This window comes from Gimesia maris (assembly GCF_008298035.1).
Classification (GTDB): domain Bacteria; phylum Planctomycetota; class Planctomycetia; order Planctomycetales; family Planctomycetaceae; genus Gimesia; species Gimesia maris.
Genome location: NZ_CP042910.1, coordinates 6,484,759 through 6,506,508, shown reverse-complemented (window position 1 = coordinate 6,506,508; position 21,750 = coordinate 6,484,759). Strand labels below are relative to the sequence as shown.

General features: G+C 50.4%; 19 protein-coding genes. 11 read left to right on the top strand and 8 right to left on the bottom strand.

Annotated features, from left to right (window positions below; all coding sequences use genetic code 11):
• Window positions 1-550 precede the first annotated feature (550 nt).
• Window positions 551-1,924 carry an ammonium transporter gene (locus GmarT_RS24220; RefSeq protein ID WP_002647164.1) on the top strand — a complete coding sequence of 458 codons (1,374 nt, stop codon included), beginning with the start codon at window positions 551-553 and terminating at the stop codon, window positions 1,922-1,924.
• 273 nt (window positions 1,925-2,197) lie between these two features.
• Window positions 2,198-3,685 (top strand): glycerol kinase GlpK, encoded by a 1,488-nt coding sequence (gene glpK, locus GmarT_RS24215; protein WP_002647165.1) that lies wholly within the window; start codon window positions 2,198-2,200, stop codon window positions 3,683-3,685.
• Window positions 3,686-3,712: 27 nt separating this feature from the next.
• On the opposite strand, the gene GmarT_RS24210 is transcribed toward glpK, so the two are convergent.
• Together GmarT_RS24210 and GmarT_RS24205 are read right to left on the bottom strand one after the other, a co-directional pair.
• Entirely contained in the window at window positions 3,713-4,402 is a 690-nt protein-coding gene (locus GmarT_RS24210; protein WP_002647166.1) for a potassium channel family protein, read from the bottom strand.
• A 76-nt stretch (window positions 4,403-4,478) separates the two neighbouring features.
• A complete protein-coding gene (locus GmarT_RS24205) occupies window positions 4,479-6,302 on the bottom strand; it encodes a TrkH family potassium uptake protein (protein WP_002647167.1) in 1,824 nt (607 codons plus the stop codon).
• Between the two features lie 164 nt (window positions 6,303-6,466).
• Here GmarT_RS24205 and GmarT_RS24200 point away from each other — a divergent pair, with 164 nt between their 5' ends.
• From GmarT_RS24200 to GmarT_RS24180, 5 genes are all read left to right on the top strand, one after another.
• Window positions 6,467-7,795 (top strand): HD domain-containing protein, encoded by a 1,329-nt coding sequence (locus GmarT_RS24200; RefSeq protein ID WP_230682420.1) that lies wholly within the window; start codon window positions 6,467-6,469, stop codon window positions 7,793-7,795.
• 301 nt (window positions 7,796-8,096) lie between these two features.
• Window positions 8,097-8,387, top strand: a complete 291-nt coding sequence (locus GmarT_RS24195; protein ID WP_002647169.1) for a hypothetical protein — start codon at window positions 8,097-8,099, stop codon at window positions 8,385-8,387.
• Between the two features lie 365 nt (window positions 8,388-8,752).
• Window positions 8,753-9,205, top strand: coding sequence for a hypothetical protein (locus GmarT_RS29615; protein WP_155367793.1), 453 nt, complete (start codon window positions 8,753-8,755; stop codon window positions 9,203-9,205).
• Between the two features lie 380 nt (window positions 9,206-9,585).
• A complete protein-coding gene (folP, locus tag GmarT_RS24185; protein WP_230682421.1) occupies window positions 9,586-10,476 on the top strand; it encodes a dihydropteroate synthase in 891 nt (296 codons plus the stop codon).
• 40 nt (window positions 10,477-10,516) lie between these two features.
• Complete coding sequence (locus GmarT_RS24180; RefSeq protein ID WP_002649693.1) at window positions 10,517-11,200, top strand: SGNH/GDSL hydrolase family protein; 684 nt, start codon at window positions 10,517-10,519, stop codon at window positions 11,198-11,200.
• A 27-nt stretch (window positions 11,201-11,227) separates the two neighbouring features.
• Here the strand turns inward: GmarT_RS24180 and GmarT_RS24175 are convergent, their stop codons facing one another.
• On the bottom strand, window positions 11,228-12,190 hold the full coding sequence (locus tag GmarT_RS24175) for a carbohydrate kinase family protein (RefSeq protein WP_002649694.1): 963 nt from the start codon (window positions 12,188-12,190) through the stop codon (window positions 11,228-11,230).
• A gap of 78 nt (window positions 12,191-12,268) precedes the next feature.
• Window positions 12,269-12,820 carry a DUF2062 domain-containing protein gene (locus tag GmarT_RS24170; RefSeq protein ID WP_157159013.1) on the bottom strand — a complete coding sequence of 184 codons (552 nt, stop codon included), beginning with the start codon at window positions 12,818-12,820 and terminating at the stop codon, window positions 12,269-12,271.
• A gap of 564 nt (window positions 12,821-13,384) precedes the next feature.
• On the opposite strand from GmarT_RS24170, the gene GmarT_RS24165 reads away from it, so the two are divergent.
• The 3 genes from GmarT_RS24165 to GmarT_RS24155 are packed head-to-tail and all read left to right on the top strand — an operon-like array spanning window position 13,385 to window position 15,617.
• On the top strand, window positions 13,385-13,756 hold the full coding sequence (locus GmarT_RS24165) for an STAS domain-containing protein (protein WP_002649696.1): 372 nt from the start codon (window positions 13,385-13,387) through the stop codon (window positions 13,754-13,756).
• A gap of 34 nt (window positions 13,757-13,790) precedes the next feature.
• Window positions 13,791-14,597 (top strand): biotin--[acetyl-CoA-carboxylase] ligase, encoded by an 807-nt coding sequence (locus GmarT_RS24160; RefSeq protein WP_002649697.1) that lies wholly within the window; start codon window positions 13,791-13,793, stop codon window positions 14,595-14,597.
• A 15-nt stretch (window positions 14,598-14,612) separates the two neighbouring features.
• Window positions 14,613-15,617, top strand: a complete 1,005-nt coding sequence (locus GmarT_RS24155) for a D-2-hydroxyacid dehydrogenase (protein ID WP_002649698.1) — start codon at window positions 14,613-14,615, stop codon at window positions 15,615-15,617.
• Window positions 15,618-16,356: 739 nt separating this feature from the next.
• On the opposite strand, the gene GmarT_RS24150 is transcribed toward GmarT_RS24155, so the two are convergent.
• On the bottom strand, window positions 16,357-17,724 hold the full coding sequence (locus GmarT_RS24150; protein WP_002649699.1) for an IS4 family transposase: 1,368 nt from the start codon (window positions 17,722-17,724) through the stop codon (window positions 16,357-16,359).
• A 543-nt stretch (window positions 17,725-18,267) separates the two neighbouring features.
• Window positions 18,268-18,492, bottom strand: a complete 225-nt coding sequence (locus GmarT_RS24145; RefSeq protein WP_149303357.1) for a hypothetical protein — start codon at window positions 18,490-18,492, stop codon at window positions 18,268-18,270.
• Between the two features lie 527 nt (window positions 18,493-19,019).
• Here GmarT_RS24145 and GmarT_RS24140 point away from each other — a divergent pair.
• Window positions 19,020-19,889 (top strand): aminoglycoside phosphotransferase family protein, encoded by an 870-nt coding sequence (locus tag GmarT_RS24140; protein WP_002649700.1) that lies wholly within the window; start codon window positions 19,020-19,022, stop codon window positions 19,887-19,889.
• 307 nt (window positions 19,890-20,196) lie between these two features.
• Here the strand turns inward: GmarT_RS24140 and GmarT_RS24135 are convergent, their stop codons facing one another.
• Both GmarT_RS24135 and GmarT_RS24130 read right to left on the bottom strand, forming a co-directional pair.
• Window positions 20,197-20,994 (bottom strand): hypothetical protein, encoded by a 798-nt coding sequence (locus tag GmarT_RS24135; RefSeq protein WP_002649701.1) that lies wholly within the window; start codon window positions 20,992-20,994, stop codon window positions 20,197-20,199.
• The gene (locus GmarT_RS24130; RefSeq protein WP_002649702.1) at window positions 20,994-21,614 is read right to left on the bottom strand and encodes a hypothetical protein; all 621 of its coding nucleotides are present in this window, start codon (window positions 21,612-21,614) and stop codon (window positions 20,994-20,996) included. Before GmarT_RS24130 ends, GmarT_RS24135 begins: the two co-directional genes overlap by 1 nt.
• Between the last annotated feature and the right edge of the window lie 136 nt (window positions 21,615-21,750).

Genomic DNA, 21,750 nt, shown 5'->3' with positions numbered 1-21,750 from the left:
ATCAGTAAATGCAATCGTCATGCCAATCAGACTGATGAATCGTAAGACGCTTTATTATAGGGGATTACGTTGATGGAGAGTTTCAGGTACCACAGTCAGGCTGCCAAGTTGGCAGCGAAGGGGAGCATGCCAAATAGCATTCCATCCATTGTGGGATCGATTGATGATTCGATGGTGCCTCCAGTCTAAAGTGTCCAGTCAAAATTGAAGGTTGGCGATTGCCAGAGAAATATTCAGACAGCCTGCTTAAACAGGAGGCAGATCAGCTGATTCATGCCTGATTTGTCTACATTGAAAATGTTGCAAAACGTAAAAAACATCAAATATGAATTTATTGTGATAGATTTTAAGTACTAATTAACAAACAGGATAAGTTCATGTTACCTCTTCCGGAAAATGATTGAGGCACATTGTTTGCATTAAGCCCCACTACCAAAGAAAGTGCTCAAATTATTGATTGGTATTTAGGGGCCCTAATCAGGATTAACGATTGTCAAAAATTGTAGAAGAAACAACGACTGATTAGACTCCGGGAAAGGTTTGCGACAAAATGAATTGGAAACATGCGCTCACAGGCTTAACGGCAAGCCTTGTCGTAGTATTAGCGTTCTCTCAACCCACTTTGGCTTTTGATGAAGCTGAACCGACAGAAAAGCCCGCAGCGGAAGCAACAGCGGAGACACAGGCTCCGGCTGAGGAAGCTCCTGTTGAAGAAGCCCCCCCACTTTCATTAACTGAAGTTTACTACGCACTTGATAACAGTATGCTGTTACTGTGTGCCGTGCTGGTGCTGTTCATGCAGGCCGGTTTCGCAATGGTTGAGTCAGGATTCAACTCATCCAAAAACACAATCAATATTCTCTTTAAGAACTTAATGGATGTCTGTGTCGGCGTATTGATCTATTTCGCCGTGGGTTACGGTCTTATGTATCCGGGTGATGCAGGAAATGGTTACTTCGGTTACGCCGGATTTGGAATCGGGGAAGCAGGAGATGCCGGTCCTGGTGTTCTGCACCCTCAAGTTGACTTCCTGTTCCAGGTTGCTTTTGCAGCGACTGCTGCCACCATCGTTTCTGGTGCTGTTGCCGGTCGACTGAAATTCAGCTCTTACCTGATCTATAGTGTTATCCTGACCGGTATTATTTACCCGATCAGTGGATACTGGAAGTGGGGCGGTGGCTGGTTGGACGCCATGGGATTCTATGACTTTGCTGGTTCAATTGTAGTGCATGCTGTCGGTGGTTTTGCCGGTCTGGCTGGTGCGATTGTCCTAGGACCCCGTATCGGTCGCTTTAAAGATGGTAAGTCTGTTCCCATCCCAGGGCACAACATTGCTCAGGCTACGCTGGGTGTCTTCATCCTGTGGGTCGGCTGGTATGGGTTTAACCCTGGTAGTCAGCTGGCATTTGCCGGAACCGATAATACAAACGCTGTCATGTTAATCGCCACCAACACGACTCTGGCTGCTGCAGCCGGTGGTTTTGCGGCTATGGTTCTGGGCTGGATCATGTATGGTAAGCCTGATATTTCCATGGCACTAAACGGTGTTCTCGCAGGTCTGGTCGGTATTACTGCCAACTGTGACAGTGTCACCAACATTGAAGCTCTGATTATCGGAGTCGTTGCAGGTCTGCTGGTTGTCTTCGGCATCCTTGCACTGGAAAAACTGAAAATCGACGATCCAGTTGGTGCTTTCCCTGTCCACGGACTTTGTGGTATCTGGGGTGGCGTTGCTACTGGAATCTTCGGCGGGTTTGATATCGGCGTTCAGATTCTGGGGTCAGTTGTGATTCCTGTTTATGCCTTTGTCACCATGTTCATTCTCTTCACAATCTTGAAGGTAATCGGACAGCTGAGAGTATCTGAAGAAGACGAGTTGAAAGGTCTGGACCTGTCTGAGCACGGAATGCAAGCATACCACTAGGACAGACTGCTGATACACTGGTACTTTGCAGGAGGTACCATTAAGTGTGACTGACTGATGGCTTGAGAAATGATTTCTCTCGCCATCAGTTTTTTTATGCGCACTCCCCAAACAGGGCTCCAGTTCTGAACTGCTGCCTGAGATCCTCAGAAGATCTCTCTTCAAGATTTCTCCGGAATTCCTTGTGTACCAGGCTTCGCTTACTTAATGTAACAGGATGTAAGCATTTAAGTATTTCGCTTTGAAGTTCGTGTTCGCCTCAAGGAGTATGATATGGCTAAGTATGTTTTGGCTTTAGATCAGGGAACGACGTCCAGCCGCTCGATACTGTTTAACCATCAGGGAAAAATTGAGGCAACCGCTCAGCAGGAATTTGAACAGATCTTTCCCTCGCCCGGGCTGGTAGAACACGATCCTGATGCCATCTGGGATTCGCAACTCTCAACCGCACAAAGGGTGATTGAGCAGTCCGGTGTCAGTCTCTCGGAGATTGCAGCAATCGGCATTACCAATCAGCGTGAAACCATCGTTCTCTGGGATCGGAATACAGGGAAACCGGTCTCCAATGCCATAGTCTGGCAGAGCCGCTTGACCGCAAAACGCTGTGATCAGTTGAAAGCGGAAGGATACGAAAAACTGTTCCGTGAGAAAACAGGACTGGTCCTCGATGCCTATTTTTCCGGTACCAAAATTGAGTATCTGTTGAACGAGATTGAAGGACTCAGGGAAAAGGCCGCAAAAGGAGAAGTGCTGTTTGGGACCATCGACTCTTTTCTCATCTGGAGGCTGACGGGGGGGGAAGTCCATGTTACCGACCCCACCAATGCTTGTCGAACACTGTTATATAACATCCATACTCATGACTGGGATGATGAACTGCTGCAGGTCTTTGATATTCCACGTAGCATGCTGCCGGAAGTAAAAAGTTCCAGTGAGGTCTATGGAGAAACGGCGCCTGAACTCTTTGGTGCGTCGATTAAAATTGCTGGAATTGCCGGTGATCAGCAGGCTGCAACGTTCGGGCAGGGCTGTTTTGAAACAGGTTCTGCTAAGAATACCTATGGAACCGGCTGCTTCATGCTGATGAATACGGGAGACAAACCGGTTCCCTCCACGACCGGACTGTTGACCACAATTGGCTGGAGTATTAATGGCAAGGTTACTTATTGTCTGGAAGGATCCGTATTTATTGCTGGTGCTGCGATTCAGTGGCTGCGGGATGGTCTGCAGATTATTCAATCGTCAGAAGAAGTAGAAGGTTTAGCATCCCAGGTAGAAGATTCAGGCGACGTATTCTTTGTACCTGCATTCGTGGGGCTGGGAGCTCCTTACTGGAATCAGAACGCACGGGGGACATTAATCGGATTAACGCGTGGCTCTACGAAAGCACATGTAGCGAGAGCTGTTCTGGAATCGCTGGCTTATCAGAGTTGTGATGTATTGCATGCCATGGAAGAGGATTCCGGGATCAAACTGAAAAATCTGAAAGTGGATGGGGGAGCCGCGGCAAATCAACTGTTGATGCAGTTTCAGGCGGACATGCTGGATGTCCCCGCACAAAGACCAGTCGTACACGAGACCACAGCTCTGGGAGCCGCCTATCTGGCAGGGCTGGCGGTCGGCTTCTGGCATGATCAGAACGAAGTGACAAAAAACTGGGCTCTAGATGTTGAGTTTCAGCCTGCCATGGATGAACAGCGGAGAACGCATCTGTATCAACGCTGGAAAAAAGCTATCGAACGATCCAGAGACTGGGTCTGACCTGCAGACTCTGTCGGTCTGATCAGTTCATGTATTGCTGGTGGGGAGCCGCAGCAGGTTCTGGTCTGTTCCGATGATTAACAGAATATCTGATTCCTGAATCTGGTAGTCCGGGTGAGGAACACAGTCCGTCGTGTAAAGCTTACCGGTTTTCTCCTCCACTTCAGGAGAATTCCGTTTGCGAATCGCGACAACGTTCACCGAGTAAGTAGATCGCAGGGAAAGTTCCGTCAGATTTTTCCCGATGAATTCTTTCGGTGTAATTAATTCGATCATGGTATAACCGTCGCCCACCTGGATATAGTCTTCCAGGTGAGGATTCGCCAGCAGTCGTGCCAGGTGTGCGCCGGCCTGAACTTCAGGTTGAATGACATCGGTGGCGCCGACCTGAGTAAAAATTTCCGCGTGGAACTTGGTCTGAGCGCGGCAGATGATTTTAGGGACTCCCAGTTTTTTGAGTATGACAGTTGTCAGTAGAGCCGCTTCAAAATTTTCGCCGATGGAGATCACGCAGGCATCCACCTTGTCAATGTCCTGGCTTTTCAATGCCAGCTCATCCGTCGCGTTCAGGCGGACCGCAATGGCAACATCATCTTTGACTTCATTGACCAGCTTGTCGGAATTATCGATGGCGATGACTTCAACCTGGCTGGCACCGAGTCGTTTTGCCAGTTCCGTTCCGAATCGTCCTAAACCGATGACAGCTACTTTTATCACTGGATCATTACTCCCTTGGGGATGAAATAAATGTATGCCGGATGAAACAGTATTTTAACGTATTCTGCTACAGGGATTAACCCAGGTTCACACTTTCATCCGGGTATCGGTATCGGTAGGAGGGCCCACGATTCGACAAAGCAATCAGAGCTGTCAAAGGTCCAACTCTACCAATCAGCATGGTAAAAATAATCACCCAGTGTGAGGGGGTTGTTAATTTTGCGGTAATCCCTGTTGAAACGCCGACTGTTGCAAAGGCACTGGTTGTTTCAAACAGGTGGTCCAGAAATATATCCTGTCGATTTTCAAATAACACGACCAGCAGAGTAGATGTCATCAGCACCAGCATTCCCAGTGAAATGATGGTTAATGACCTGTGAATCAGAGCTGGCGGAATCGTTCTCCCCATGATTTCCACGCGGTCTCTGCCTTTGAGCAGGGCCCAGACTGACAGGATCGACAAGGCGAAAACAGTTGTTTTGACGCCTCCGCCGGTGGAACCGGGTGAGGCACCCACAAACATCAACAACACAGAAAACAGTTTGGATTGAGGTTGGAATTCTCCCAGGTCAACTGTATTAAAGCCTGCGGTTCTCATTGTCACCGATTGAAACCACGCCTGGTTCAGTCGCTCCCAGAAGGGGATTTCGTGGTTACCATGGATCGACTCTAAAAAGTAAATTCCAATGGTCCCCCCCAGCAGCAGAAAAAGTGTCGTGAAAAAAACCAGGCGTGATGAAATCGTCAGCCTGACTTTCTGGGTCGGATGGTGAAACAGGGGCTTACGTACCGTCAAATTGGAAAAGTGAGTGATACCGTACAACATGAAATTGTAGTTCACGGCAAAGCCCAGTCCTCCAATGATGATCAATGCCGGCATCACGCCCCAGACCTGCCAGTGATGGCCCATACCCAGCAGATTGTCGTCCATCAGGCTGAAGCCAGCATTACAGTAGGCACTGATTGAGTGGAACAGGCTGAAGAAGATTCGTTCCTGCCAGGGATGTTCCGGCCATAACCCAGAAAGACAGACGGCTCCTGCCAGCTCGGTGAAAATAGTAATCCCCAGGATCGCCAGCAGCAGTCGTCGCATATCGCCACGCTGATGAGATTCGAGCATTTCACCAAATGTGACACTCTCGCGTATTTGCATCGACCTTCCAAATGCTGCCGCGAAGAAGGCACCAAAAGTCAGAATTCCCAGTCCGCCAATCTGAAACAGGAACATGATGATGGTTTGCCCTGTTCTGCTCCAGTAAGTGCCCGTGGGAACGATTATCAGACCTGTCACACAACTGGCGCTGGTAGAGGTAAACAAAGCAGTCAAAAAGGGAGCGCCTTCTGTATTCACGGAGGTGGGGTCCTGAACACGGGCTGAGGGGAACATCAGCAGGATCGTTCCAACGGAAATCAGAACCAGGAATGAAGAGACGACAATCAACGCCGGATTCCAGCCGCGCGAAGAGACACGCCGTATCAGGAGTATCGATTCATAGAGGCTCCGCAGAATGACACAGAATTCTGAAGCTCCCAGGATCAGAAGCAGTCGATCAGGTGCAGAGTCTGGTAGAAGATCCTGAAAAATGACGATCAGGGCTACACTGCTGGTCCAGAAGCCCGATAGAAACACATATACGGCATGCTTGCGAAGGAACTCTTTGCGGGAGAGGTGCCAGATATAGCGAAACCCCAGGCTCAGTGTGAAGTACAGCATTGCTGCAAAGATAATCACGCCTAGTTCCCAGTGGACGATAGTGGTAATCTTCAGCAGGCCATGTAAAATAACAGTGGCTATCAGAGCAACGAGCAATGCCAGGATTTCATAACGTCGCAGCAGACGGCATCGGCGGGGATGATGTGTCTGGAACTGAATCCGGCTGGGAAGATGTGACAACGTCATAAGAATATAAGCTGCAACAAAAAAAGGATTTATGAAAACCTGTTCAGATTCTATTCGCTATTTAATCCAATTGAAACAGTGAGATAATGGTACGCGATTTTATTTCCGAAAGTTTGGCTCACGATCCGATCCATGGCTATATTCCGTTTACATCAAGGACGGGAATGCCTGATGAGGAAAACTCAGAACAGGAGATCATCGATCATCCCTGGGTTCAGCGGTTAAGGCACATCCATCAGTTGCAGACAGCATGGTGGGTGTTTCCCTCGGCAGAACATATGCGGTTTCAGCATGTGCTGGGGGCGATGCATCTGGCATCAGTCGCCATCCATGCCTGGTATGATTCACTCAATAGTGCCTGTCGCAATGTCCCTTCACTGCCTTATGTGGAAAGCCTGGTGCGTCTCGCTGCGCTGCTGCATGATGTCGGCCATGGACCTTTTGGTCATTTCTTTGATGATCATTATCTGGATCAGTACGGTTTAACCCATGAAGATATCGGGGCTCATATTATCGAGCATGAACTGGGGGATCTGATCCGCGGGATCCGCAGGAATCCCAATGGTCGGTTGAAACCTCTGGAAGAACTGGATCCGAAACAGGTTGGCTGGCTGATTTGCCGTCCCTCGGGAGATCAGCAGAGCGAAGCAGGAAACCCGGACTGGCTCTGTAAACTTCGCGCCATGTTCAGTGGGATTTATACCGTGGATAATATGGATTTTGTCCTGCGTGATGCTTATATGTCAGGTTACAATATTCGAGCCGTCGATGTATCCCGGTTAATCCACTACAGCTTCTTTACGGCAGAAGGTTTAACAATTCACGGACGTGGATTACAGGCGCTCGTCAATTTTATTGAAACCCGGGCCAATCTGTTTCGTACGATTTATTATCACCGTACGGTTCGCGCGCTCGATCTGGCCCTGGAAGAAATCTTTGCAGAAACCATGCAGCACCTGTTTCATGGGAACCCTCTGGAGCACCTGGACGAGTATCTGGGATTCACGGAATCCTCTTTTCTGGTTGATGTGGGGCGTTTTAAAAAGAGTTCGGACCCGGCGGTTCAGGATCTGGGAGAACGCTGGCAGGGAATTCTTTCACGGAATGTTGAGTGGAAAATGGCCTGCGAACGCTCACTCAATTTTCATTCCGGCACCGCCGTACACACATCGATTTTTTCAGAGCCGGAACTCGTGGAAAAACGGGTTCGAGCGAAACTGCCCGCGAAACTAAAACAGATCCCCCTGCGCATCGACGTTGCCAGGCACTATCATCGCCCCAGTGGCCGTCTGCCCGCGGGAGGCCAGAACTTCCTGCTGGATCAGGGGACTGAAAAGACACAGGAACTGCACGATGATGAGTTGTTCCGCGCACTTCCGGTCAGTTTTCTGATCTTCCGGATTTATACCCGCGACCATCTGCATGATTTTGAGATGACCAATGCACTCAATGCTGCGTTGGGTGAGGTCTCTGATTCCAAGACCAATATGTAGTCCAGCCCATCCGGATGAACTCATCACGGATTACTGATGCGGTCGTGTGAACTCTTGTAAATCACTCCCGTCTGCCGATTGGAATCTCAGTCAGTTTGTTTCGGAAAATCTTGAGTTGTTTTCGTCGATTTTTTGCCTGGAGGGGTAAGACAGTGGTCCTGTTATGTCGGTCGTGTCGGCAAAGCGAATTCCATAACACTGGATTAGGTGCCGTGTCGATAACTACAACATGATAGATTTTGAACAGGAACAGATGCTGGAAAACCCCGAGTGGTGTCTTGTTTTGAGGCACTACAGCCAAATGCAGGTTCAAGTTAAAGAGCAGGATCCGGAGTCAGATGGCTGGGTCATCCGCCAGAATGAAGTGGATGGTGTTGTCGTCGAACATCTGCCTCGTATTCATGGCAAATTAATCGCCTTTGATCTGCTCAAGTTCCAGATTGCGGGACGTGATTCGGGAGTCTTCTATAAAGTCACCAATGCAGGGAATAAAATGCTTCCCAGGCTGGAGAAAAAACTCCGCAAACTTCTCTCAGCACAAAATGCTGAACAAGTAGAGCCGCTCGAACAGGACTACGCAAAATCTGCCTGAATTCTTGGAACGCGAATGCATATCCTGCTCTCCCTACGCGGCTCCCATTCGAGTGTATCTGGCCAAATCGCTCCCTGCATTTCAGACGGGAAATAAAAAACGGCCCCGATTGCTTAAAGCAATGGGACCGTTTGAATTCATCGATGCTCCGAAAGGAGCTCATTCTGCATTAGGCTTTCTTAGGAGCTGGTGCAGGAGCTTTCTTTGGAGGAGCTGGTGCTTCTTCTACTTTAGGAGCAGGTGAAGCTGGTGTTGCAGGAGCACAGCTTGAGCAAGGAGCTGGTGCACAGGCAGGAGCTGGTGCACAGCAAGTTGGGGCTGGAGCACAAGCAGGAGCTGGTGCACAGCACTTTACTGGAGCTGGCTTGCAGCAACGTACGCGTTCTGGCTTGCAGCAACGTACTCGTTCTGGCTTGCAGCAACGTACTTTTTTGGGCTTGCAGCAACGTACTCGTTCTGGTTTGCAGCATTTTACGCGTTCTGGCTTGCAGCAACGGTTACGGAAACCGAATGCTTCAGCGTCAGAAACGCTGAAAGAAGCAGCGATCATTGTCAGAACAGCGACCAAAGAAAGTGTGACAGTTTTTCGAATCATGGTGTACTCCTCAGATTCAATAAATAAAAGTGGTTCCACTTCGCTGAAAGATGAGTCACTACTTCACCCCCCCGCGATGTCCCCAAGCCTACGCACTTGGGGAAAACAGGTCTGTTTTTCTGGTTTGGTAAGATTTGCCGGTTACGGCAAATACGCTGATTACAATACCAGAACGAAATGCGATGTCAAAGTAAAGACAACACTAAAAATAAAGTTTCTCTAAAAATCCTTTGTTTCCTGAAGTCTCAAACAATGCCTGTTTTTACTTGATTTTCAAGCAGTTATGACTACACATCAATCGCCCAGACCTGAAGACTCTGTTTGAAGCATAGGTTATAAATTTGTCCTGTGATAAAGTTTGATCATTGTTCTTCGAATAGCACGCTGTACATGTCTTCCAGCGGCTTCTTACTGCTAAATTCCTTGCAACCCGCATTCCCGATTAGTAAAACCAATACATGATCCGGCCCTGTTTCTCGCTGGGAAATTCTTTCAGCAAAACGCGACTGTTTCACTGACTGAGATTTCTGTGCACCGTTCATCCTGAGTGAAATCTTCAGCCGGATGAATTAAACCACAACACGTTATTGAGTAGTTCGCATTGTGAATATACCTTCTCCAGATTCCCCACCCCGTCAATCCAAATCGCAGCGAATCTGGAAGTGTGCTTCTGAAACACTGGTCTTTAGCCAGTTACCACTTCTAATGGGAATTTTGAATGTCACTCCAGACAGTTTTTCTGATGGAGGCGAAGCCACTGAAGTAGAGTCCGCTGTCAGAAAGGGGTTACAACTGGTTCAAGATGGTGCAGACATTCTGGATATTGGGGGAGAATCCACCAGGCCTGGCGCTGATCCTGTTCCCCTGGAGGAAGAGCTTCGTCGGGTTGTCCCCGTGATTGAAGCACTCTCTGCTCAGACGAAAACTCCCATTTCGATTGATACCACCAAAGCAGAAGTCGCACGACAGGCGCTGCAGGCAGGTGCTGTCATTATCAATGATATTTCCGGTCTGACTTTTGATTCCGCGATGATTCCGCTGGCTGCTGAATCAAAGGCCGGCGTGATTTGTATGCACATCCAGGGAACGCCGCAAACGATGCAGGAAAATCCGGTATACGATAATGTCGTTGCTGATCTGAAAAGCTGGTTTCAAATGCGGGTACAGGCACTCCTGGAAGCAGGTGTGGAACCGGAGCGGATTGTCCTCGACCCTGGCGTCGGCTTCGGCAAGACCGCAGATCATAATCTGCAGATTCTCTCTCAGATTTCGTCTTTTCAAGAACTCGGGTTTCCCGTGTTGATCGGGCATTCCCGCAAGCGTTTTTTATCAAAACTGCTCGGTCGCTCGCTCGAAGAACGGCTGGCCGGTACCATCGGCGTTTCTGTGGCTCTCGCAAATCAGGGGGTCGAAATCTTAAGGCTGCACGATATCGCCGCCAACCGGGATGCCATCGCTGCCTGGCAGGCTGTGACTTCCCGAGGCACAACATAATTCAATCAGACTAATTAAGTATTAAGTATAAGGAATCGATATGAATCTGAATCTCTTCTCGCGAACCATGGCTTTGGCACTGTTGACACTGCTGACGGTCAGCACCCATGCTGCTGAAAAAACGGAACACAATTTTGAACGCTGGGAAAAATCGATCTCTCAGTTTGAAAAGCAGGATCAGGATCAGGGAATCAAAAAAGGAGGAAACCTGTTTGTCGGCAGTTCCAGTATCCGTATGTGGGATCTGGATAAATACTTCCCCGAGCAACACGTACTCAACCGCGGTTTTGGTGGTTCAGAAATTGTCGATTCCACCCACTTCGCTGATCGAATTATCATCAAACATGAACCAGAAGTGATCTTCCTGTACGCCGGCGATAACGATCTCGCACGCAAGAAAACCGCGGAAGAAGTCGTTAAAGATTTCAAAAAATTTGTCGCAAAGGTTCATAAAAGTCTGCCCGAAACCCGCATTGTCTTCATCGCCATTAAGCCCAGTCTCAGTCGCTGGAAACTGGCGGATACCATCCAGCAAGCCAATAAACTCATCGCCGCGCAGTGCGCCAAAAATGATTTGCTTGAATTCGCCGACGTCTGGGAACCCATGTTGGGTGAAGAGGGAAAACCGCGACCGGAACTGTTCAAATCCGATGGTCTGCATATGGAACACCCCGGCTACTTGATCTGGAAAAAAGCCGTACAGCCTTATATGGTTAAGAAATAATGGACCAGTCGCATTTCTGCCTGCAGGTCAGATCGTTCTGACTTGCAGGTCGTGCGCCCCGACAAAATCATGTAACTCTCCACGCGTGAAAATACCCGCTGTCGCGCCGGTCGCCCGTACACAACTGTGTCCCAGGGCTGATCCAAATTTCAGACATTCCTCCGGGCTCGCTCCTTCGAGTAAGCCATGAATGAATCCCGCGACAAACGCATCACCGCTCCCCGTTCCGTCGACCAGGTTGACCGGGTAAATTTCAGATTGAAAGGTCTGTTCGGCGTTCATCAGGATACTCCCCTCTCCGCCGCAGGTAATAATGACGTTTTTTGCACCCGCTTTGCGGAACGCGCGGGCCTGTGCGAGGGGATCTGCTTCACCCGTGATCAGCTCACCCTCGTCATTGTTAGGGAGAAAATAATCGCTCAAAGGCAATACCGACTCCAGCATTTTCCAGTAGTCTGCCGGTTTAGGAGTTACCACATCCAGAACCGTCGTTACTCCCGCCTCTTTCGCCATCCGAAACATCTCCGCCACATTTTCTGGTGACAGTTCTTCGGACAGACAATAGCCCCCCAGGTACAGGATGCGGCTCGACTCAATCTGCTCGCGTGTGACCGTTTCGCCTGTAAACAGGGCATTCGCTGCAACAGAATGAATGAAGCGGCGATCTTCTCCCTGCACATTGATGACAAAGGAACCGCTGGTCGGCAGTTCCTCCGACTTCATCAGGTAATCGCAGTGCACTCCTGATTGAATCAGGCGCTCTTCCACATAACAGCCGAAGACATCCTGTCCGACAATGCCCGCAATCGCTACCTGCCTGTCGAGTCGGGCGAGATCAGAAGCCACGTTAGAGGCACAGCCGCCAATCGTCAGTTCCATCTGGTCAGTCAGTACCAGTTCTCCCGGTCGGGGCAGATGATCGATGGCTTGACACACATGATCTGCAACAATGATGCCCGCACATAAACAGTCATAGCTGGGAGACGACATTCGAATACCTTTTTTCTCGATACAGTCGGATTTTTTACGAACTGATTATTATGCGAGAGTGCAGGTAGAGATCAACACCTAACTGGAATGTAGATGCACAGATTTTAAGTTCTGCCCCGGGTCGGTTGCTTGAGAGGGAAGCACAGTCTGTGTTTCCGGATCGTCCGGGCTGTCGGCTGGTTTCTGCTTTTTGAAATGCATCAACAGGCGGAGCATGATCGGGTAGGTCATCAGCGAGAAAAAAGTGGCCACAATCAGCGATCCGATGATCAGGGGAGAGCCGACTTCCAGCAGCAACTGCTTCACCGTTTCCCACCAGCCGCTGAATCCCTCAAATTCCAGAATCCGCGCGAAATCTTTCTGGGTCATCGAACCGCCTACATAGTAGGTTCCAATTTTATAATCGAACCAGTAAATCGGCACGATCGTCAGTGGATTCGAAACGTAGACGGTGATCAGGGATGCGACCTGATTGAATTTAAAGAAGGGGCGGGTCAGAAAAGCCACGCAGAGCACCATCAGCATTTGAATACCAACTGTAGGTGTCAACGCGATAAACATCCCGATGGCCGTCCCCAACGCAATCGAATGGGCACTGTCATCCAGCATTAAAATTGAACGCAGCAGCATTCGCGGACTGTATTTCCAGGCTGGTTTCGGTGGTGACATATCGCTATTTCAACAGGCTTTTTCTATGAGTCTCTTCCAGTCTGGGGCCAGCCTGGAAATGGGACCACGATTTTACTTAATCGGTGTCATAGGATTATTTTATCGGTCAGAACCGGGCAAAATTCCGCTACTTTATGAAATGTTCGGCTGATGCGGTCGTATTCCCCAGGGAGGTTGTGACAGTCAGTCCGATTATACAATTTCGCAGCGGCACCGCCGGAATGGTTCGTCTAAAATTAACAGTCTGCTTCTATTCTAGTTAAGCGATTTCCTGTTAGGCAACTGATAACATCAGTCCAATCTCCAACCGCAGTAAACTCCTGTCGTTGAAAACTACCCTTCACATCCGTCACCTGCGCTTTATGTACACTTTTCTGGAAACGGTATGTTTTTTTGTGTCAGAGCCTGAAATTTCAATTCAGGTTGGTTATGCTCTGCTTTAAGATCAGGTAACGCTCAGCATACCCTGTTCTTTTTTTTTGACGTTTTCAGCTCATACTGATTAGTACGCAAACGGGATTGATAATGGTAGATAATCTGGAAATTTTCGAGGTCGAACTGTCTGCACCAAATCTGGTTGTCATTCCACAGGGGTCCACTCTGCAGTTTTTGTACAGTAATGTCCAGACTGAATCCAACAAAGTACTCAGGCTCTTTGATGCGCCGGAAATCAAGAATGTCATTATTGATCTCTCCAAGGTCGATTATCTCGATTCCATCATCATCGGCTCCATCATCCGGCTTCTGCAGCGCGCCAGACAGACCGGCGGCCAGGCCGTCTTCTGTAATGCCTGTGAAAATATGCAGAATATCTTAAAATGTATCAAAGTCGGCAGCCTCTGGCCTCTGTATGAGACCCGGGAAGCTGCCGTGACTGCCATTAATACGAATTCATAACCCTCCTTTCTTACCTGATTGCAATGAGCCTGGAATGCTGCCGTTCACAGCCGACGATTTGAAAGCAATCCAGACCGAAACCTTTATCGAGCATCTGGACTACTTCGAAAGCCTGGCCTCCACCAACTCCTGGGCCCTCAGCACACATTGTATCCCCGTCGGATCTTCTACCCTCCGCGAAACCAGCCACCCCAGCCTGGTCCTCACCGGAAATCAGACGGCCGGCCGCGGGCGAGGCAGCAATTCCTGGTGGTCCCCGGAAGGGGGGCTCACTTTCTCCCTGGTGGTCGATACCCGTGTATTGCAGATTCAACTCGAACAGCAATCCCTGATTGCACTCGCCACCGGCCTTGCAGTCTGTGAAACCCTGGAAAAACATCTGCCCGATTACTCGCTGCAGCTCAAGTGGCCCAACGATGTCTATCTGCAGCAGAAAAAAGTTGCCGGTATCCTCGTTGAAACCGCAGCCAGTCAACCCGGGCTTGTCGTCATTGGTGTCGGCGTGAATCTCAATAACTCCTTCCTCTCAGCCGAAGCAGAACTCCAGTCACGGGGCACTTCTCTCTACGAAACCACCGGTCAAAAATTTTCTCTGCCCTCCACCCTCATCGATCTGATTAATGGTATCGAAAACCGTCTTTATGATGTTACCGGCAAGACCAGTTCCTTCATGGCTGACTGGCGACGCTTTTGCCTGCTCACCGGTCGTGCCATTCGCATCAATACCGGACTCGAAGTCAAACAGGGAACCTGCCTCGAAATCGACGACCAGGGATACCTCATTCTCCAGACCGAAACCGGTCTCGAACGCATCATCAGTGGCACCATCGAACACTTCTGATTAAGATAATGTGTTATGAAAAAATTACTCATCTATCCCGCCATTGATGACACGCGGCTCGCACGAATACAAGAGGTCTCGAACCAGCTCACCGTCTGTAATGCCCGTGACCTCTCGCAGGCATTGAGCGAAATCAAAGATGCCGACGCCTTCTTCGGCAAGATCACTCCCGAACTCCTGGCTGCTGCGGAAAACCTCCAGTGGGTCCAGTCCCCCACCGCCAGCCTTGAACATTATGTCTTCCCCGAACTGGTCGAACATCCCTGCCAGCTCACCAACATGCGCGGCCTGTTCTACGATGTCATCGCCGACCATGTGCTCGGCTTCGTTCTCTGCTTCGCCCGCAATCTGCATCGCTACATCCGCCAGCAGTATGAAGCAGAATGGCAACCTATCGGCGGAGTCGCCGGCAAACCCGATTTTGTCACCGGACCCGGACAGGTCAGCGAAGTCGATCGCAGCCATCTGCATCTTTCCGACTGTACCCTCGGTGTCGTGGGCGCCGGCTCCATCGGCGCGGAAGTCTGTCACCGCGCCGCTGCGTTCGGCATGACTGTTTACGCCGTCGATCCCCTCACCCGCGAAGTGCCCGGCATCGTCGATGACGTCTGGGACATCGACCGCCTGCCCGACCTCCTGGCCATCAGTGATTTTGTCGTCATCGCTGCTCCGCATACACCACAGACCGAAAAACTGTTTCGCACCAGACAGTTTCGCCAGATGAAATCTTCCGCATACCTGATCAACATCGGCCGCGGTGCCATCGTTGATCTGCAGGATCTCACCACCGCTTTGGAGCAGAAAGAGATCGCCGGCGCCGCACTCGACGTCTTCGAGATCGAACCGCTGCCAGCGAATCACCCGCTCTGGCAAATGGATAACGTGATCATCACCCCCCACATCGCCGCCGCCTCGACCCGTGTTCCCGAACGTCATCTGGAAACCCTCCTGGAAAATATTCGCTGCTTCATAAACGGCCAGCCCTTCCTGACTCTCGCCGACAAAAGTCTCTGGTTCTGAAACGACAGTTGTGAAAAACATCGACTGCTTTTCCGCGCACCACACATGCATTTCACTGCTCAACTTCCCCTTGACGCCGCCGCGCCAACGGCGATAAGCGCTGTTCTGAGTCGCGCGCGTGCCCAGTTTACAGAGCACTGAAACACGCGATACTTGTTCGTCATCTTCACCATAAAACAGGCCCTTTTTTCCAGATATTCAGTTTGCATAACTTCACATATTCCGCATGTATGCCTGCGGGTCGCCGCACTTCGCACAACATCGTCGCGAAACCGACCCGATATCGCCCCAGATCGGACCCATATCGACCTGTATCGCCACCCGATTCTGTTCATCCCCCCTTGACTCCCCCGAGCCCGTGCAGAGAATAATCCTGTTATCAACGAACACAGACTGATCCCGATTTCAGGTCTCTCACAAAACGCATGCTTGAGTAAAATTTGAAAACAATCCATCACTCCACCTCATTCCCTATTTCGTAAAATCATATGAAACGATCGAGTCGTTTCGTACTTTTCGTGGTAGAAAAAACAGAACCAGTCCAACCAGAAAAATTCCGTGTGGCACAGTTGGCTTGTCCAACTGTGCTGGTAAGACAATGACAATTCACGTATCGAGAAGCATTATAAATGAGATGCATCCCACTCCAGCAGATGAAAATCACGAACCACTAAACACAGTCAATGGGTAAGCCTCCACGAGATAAAAAATCAGCCGCAGGGCGTTAGCCTAATGGCACTTACTTTAGATCAGTGTGTTTCAATTTCTCTGGGGGCTTTTTTCTTTTTTCGAAATGGTCTCTCTTTGAACGTTTGGCGTAGCATTCTCTTTTTACGCTTCGGTTGGCAGCGCGATTGGGTAGTTTATCTTTGGTCGCGTAGAACAGTGCTCGCTCGAAGGATTCACGCCATGATTCTGGCTCAGTGTGCAGGTGCTTCAACAGGAACGTTTGGAATGTTGTCCAGGTTCGCTTAAAGCTCATCCGCCGCGGAGCAACCTGATTCAGTTCAGCTGCCTGTCTGCGGAATTGACCAACTAAATTGTAGGCGACCACTGACGTATACAGCTCTTTCAAAAACGTGTCTACCTTCTTGGCGCGAATGTTCTCGGTGTCCAATACGACCTTCAAGTTACGAATATCAACTTCGACATTGACCCTTTGATTGTAGAGGTTGCCCAGGGTGGCAGCGTCTTGCGGCAGGCTGGTAACGCAATACAGCGTCAAGGTTTCATTGACGATGATTTCGTGCAAAACAACAGCCAGCGAAGCGTCCCTGGGGAGCCCGGGTTGTGTTTTACGGTTTTTGGGGGTCGGAGTCCACTGGTGTTGGTAGGTCTTATGTTTTGGGCTTTGCGATACGAGTTTTGCTTTGGCTCGAAGTGACTCAAAGTTTAACTTCTTCATGCGTAGAAAAAAATCATGCCCCAGGAGTTGTGCCTGGTGAGCTACGCCAAAGATCCCAAATCCTGCATCAGCCATGATGATCGATTCGTCTGGCAGGCAGTGCATGCCATTTCGGGCAAGTTCCGTTTCGGAAACCGCTTCAGGTCCATACATGGCCCCCAGCTGTGGCAGCAAGGCACATCCACTACTGAGTTCGTGAAAAACGGTCAGATTGACAACAGGCCAGACACTTTCACCGTGCTGATTTGAGGCGGGCGGAAATTTCGTTTGTAATTCTTTTTCCGGTGCTAATGTGATCGTGGTTCCATCGAGTAAAAATATTTGACGACCGTCCAGCAGGGTTTCAGATTGCCCGACGATGGCACGAGTGATTTCATTGGAAAACCATTTCACAACATCCAACGGCAGTTCGCTGCGAGCCCGGCTGTATGCTGCACTGTTGGACGAGAGTGTACCCTGGCTTAATCGTTTGTTTTCAGGAAGGTAGTCAGGTTGATTTTCAATCAGATGCTTCACCGCCGCTTCGAGTGAGGCATCTGGTTTGAGGCGTTGAAAAATCAACATCCACAGCACAACGCAGGCGGTATAGATTGCATTGGGTCGCCTGGGATGCAGCTGATCGGCTTGGCGTAAGTCCACCAAATCTTTAAGTTGTTCGAAGGCACGATCGAATTCAAGAATCTGTTCCGGTGATTGTTTCACTGCGTGGTTACTCCTGGCAAATTGGCAGTCTATTTTCAAGAATAGAATCCTGCGCAAATCCCATACCAAACGGCAGGGGTAACCAACTTAATTTAAAGTAAGTGCCATTAGGCGTTAGCCCCGGTTAAGTCCCAACCTGCAGAAACCGCAGCAATTACCGTATGGCTAATGGTGAAAGACGGGTAGCCCCGGATGCAATCCGGGGTTGTCGCAGACAACAGGAAACCGACAGAGCAGTCAGGCAATTCAGAGTAACAAAACCGACCTCCTTCGTAGGGGCGCGACCCAAGTGTCCGCCCACCTGGCGAGTATCACACCAGTATCAAGCTAAAACGGAAACCAATGAAACGCTCGAACTGAAATTTCCTACCACGAAAAACACGAAATGACACGAAAGTAAAAGTGGGTAAGCCCGGATGCAATCCGGGCCGAGCGCAGCGAGCAGGAGGTCGCAGCTGTCGGTTTCGTTTCAGATCCGAGCATCCAATACTTTCCCGGCACGGCCGGACGAGCCGGACCGTGGGACACGTGAGATAAACCCAATTAGCCACCGTTCTTTCCAAAATGTCCGTTAACCGCGGCTAACGCCGTACGGCTAATGGTGAAATAACGGATGGCCCCGGATGTAATCCGGGGTTGTCGCAGACAACAGGAAACTGTCAGAGAAAGCTTACAATCAGGTTTCAGGTAAAAACCTGCCCCCTCGTGTAGAGTCGCCCCCCACGTATCCGCCCGCCTGGCGATGATCGAACCAGTATCACTCAACATCGGAAACCAGTGACACATGCAATCGTGATATTTCTACCACGAAAAACACGAAATGACACGAAAGTGAAAGTGGGTGAGCCCGGATGCAATCCGGGCCGAGCGTAGCGGGCAGGAGGTCGCAGCTGTCGGTTTCGTTTCAGATCCGAGCATCCAATACTTTCCCTGCACGGCCGGATCGTAGCACACGGGAACGTCTTTTGTGTATTGTGTTCACTCCTATTATATCAGTCGTCCGTGTGCCACCGCTCGGCTTGACCGACGGTGCCGATACCACATGAGAAAAACACTCTCCGGATCTCTCAAATTAGTACGGATAACTCTGGATGAAAGTGATAATCTTTCGTGTGCTTTCGTGCTTTTCGTGGTAGTCATAAAATCGCCTTAGCCCCGGTTGATCCCCAATCCGTATTAACCACAAATTCCTGCATTTTGAGTAAACTCAATCAACCAGAGAGAAAAACATTGTTAAACTGTCTCCTGAATTACTTCAGGAAACGCCTTTCAATTCTACGAAAGCCTCCTCCCACGTGAACCAACCCCGCGCTGAAATTCAAATCGGCATCCAGACAGTCCAGCGACTGCTGTCAAAGCAATATCCTGCACTGGCCGATCTGCCAATTACGCTCGTTGATGAAGGCTGGGACAACGTCACTTTTCTGCTTGGCACCGAATACGCGGTCCGTCTCCCCCGCCGCGAACTGGCCGTCCCACTACTGCTGCATGAACAGCAATGGCTCCCGGAACTGGCGGCCCGGCTTCCGCTCGAAGTCCCCCTGCCGATTCATCTCGGCCAACCGGACTCCAACTTCCCGTGGTCGTGGAGCATCGTCCGCTGGATTCCCGGTACCACCGCCGACGCGCATGATTTCAGTGCCGCCGATGTTCGTTTTCTGGCCACAACATTACAGGCTCTGCATCAGCCCGCGTCGTCCGATGCCCCCGAAAATCCCTTTCGAGGCATACCGCTGCACACCCGCCACCAGGGAGTCACCGAACGACTTGCGCGGCAGCGGAATCATCCCGAAGTGGATGCCCCCCGGCTGGCAGCACTCTGGGAAGAACTCTGCTCTACACCTGCCAGTACCGATCGCGTCTGGTTGCACGGTGACCTGCATCCCCGCAATATCATTATCCGGGACGGCACTCTGATCGGCATCATCGACTGGGGAGACCTGAACGGAGGCGACGCCGCCACCGATCTGGCCTGTGCCTGGTTGCTCCTCGATACAGCAGGCAAACGGCAGGAATTCTTTACCCTCTACAACGCCGAACCGGCGCAGATCAGACGCGCCCAGGGCTGGGCTCTGCACATCGGCCTGACCCTACACGACAGCAACGAACCCCGCCACGTCCCCCTCGGCCTGACCACGCTCCAACGGGTTCTGGAAGATGCGTGAAGTGCTTCTCGAATGGTGTATCAGCACCGTCGGTCAAGCCGAGCGGTGGCACACGGACGGCTGATACAACAGGAAATAATATCACATACAAAGACGCTCCCGTGTGCCACGGTCCGGCTCGTCCGGCCATGCCGGGAAAGTATGGGATGCTCGGATCTGAAACGAATACGACAACTGCGACCTCCTGCTCGCTGCGCTCGGCCCGAATTGTATTCAGGCCTACCCCTCGTCTTCTTTCGTGCCATTTCGTGCTTTTCGTGGTAGAAAAAACAGAGATCAGTTTCACTCAACTTTATTGTTCATGCCTTCAAGTGGTGCTGCTTTTCCCCTGTAACGCTTTGAACTCCCAATACTGTTGACGATCTTCAGGACCTGGTTCCGGCTTTTCGTATGCTTCTACATCCTCGGCGGCGGCATGGTCTTTATAGCAATCGCATTCAATCACACGAGTCTCTCCCGGCTGGATCTCGCCAATGGGCAGATAAACGCCTCCGTTGATTTTGCCTCGAATCCCAATCGAAAGATAGGGGAGCACCAGTTCCGAACCGTTATGGACTTCGAGCTGCAGATCACCATTAGCGGAAATACCGATCACGCGCCAGCGAAATTGGCTGCGGGCATCCACGATCGCCTGTTCCTGCTCCGAGAATGGTGCGGGGCCCTCTTCAATCAGCCGCCATTCTTTTTTCTTGTACTGCTTTCGCGTGGCAGTACACTTTTTTCTCAACCATTCATCAAAGCCGTCCGCCGTCTGCCGCAGCCCCTGTCGATGCCGCCACTCAAAGACCGGGGATTCTTCTCCCTCCACCAACTGTGATTCCTTAAAGTAAACCCAGCCCATTCCCGCTTTGCCAATATTCAACAGCGGTTCTCCCTCTTCCGATTCTGCGTCCTGCGGAACGGCGTAGATCTGCACGACGTAATTACTCCCTTTCCGATACAGTTGTGCGTTGCCGAACTGAATTACGAAGTTTTTGTACGAAGGGGGAACGGGGATTTCCGTCGTTTCCACCAGTTTTCGTTTTTCAGGTGGCAGCGGACCATCGACAAGGTGAAACTTGTTGGTGTTGATCGATGCCATCTCTTCGACAAGCCATGCAAACATCAGTGCTGCTCCAGGGGTGGTAACCAGGCTCGCATGGATTTCGGTCCCCGCGCGAGGGCCCAGTCAGAGATCGTTTCGGCCAGCGAATGAATCGACAGCGCGCCGGCTGTCTCGCTGCTCCCGAATTCGATATGAGAACACAGTGACAATAACACCTCACCTACTCCTTCTTCAAGCACCAGAGACAACGCATCCACATCGAGTTTTTGGGCATCCTGTTCCGGCATCTCAATGCGCAAGCCAATTTCATCGAATTCGGGCGAAGACTTGAGAGGCACAAACCGCCAGTCACTGATCGAGAGACGCTCTTTGCCGTCAACGTGAAATGAAAATCCACGGGGCGGTTTCAAAGCCAGAACCCGCCAGCCTGGAATCTGCGGCGCCCGTTGCACCAGCGTCCCGATCAGTTTAAAACGAGAAGCATCGCCGTGCGCAGTAATTATCAGTTCGCGATCACTGTTTTCAGTCATGTTTGACACTTCAGCGGTAATTCCACTGTCAACATTCGCCAGTTGTTCTGCCAGTTCGTCTATGATTTCCAGTGAAGGCTGGTCTACGAGTTGTTCGGCTTGACTCTCAAACCACAACCAGAATTCGTCCATCTTTTCCTGTTGTGTCATCAAAGTACGTCCCCTGTCCACTCATTCTCGTTTCGTATTATTTGCGATAATAAATACAATACTCCAGGATGTGAATCTCATGCAATCCTCACCAGACAGGTGTCATACGGGACTGTACACTTTGGTTGATTAGCTC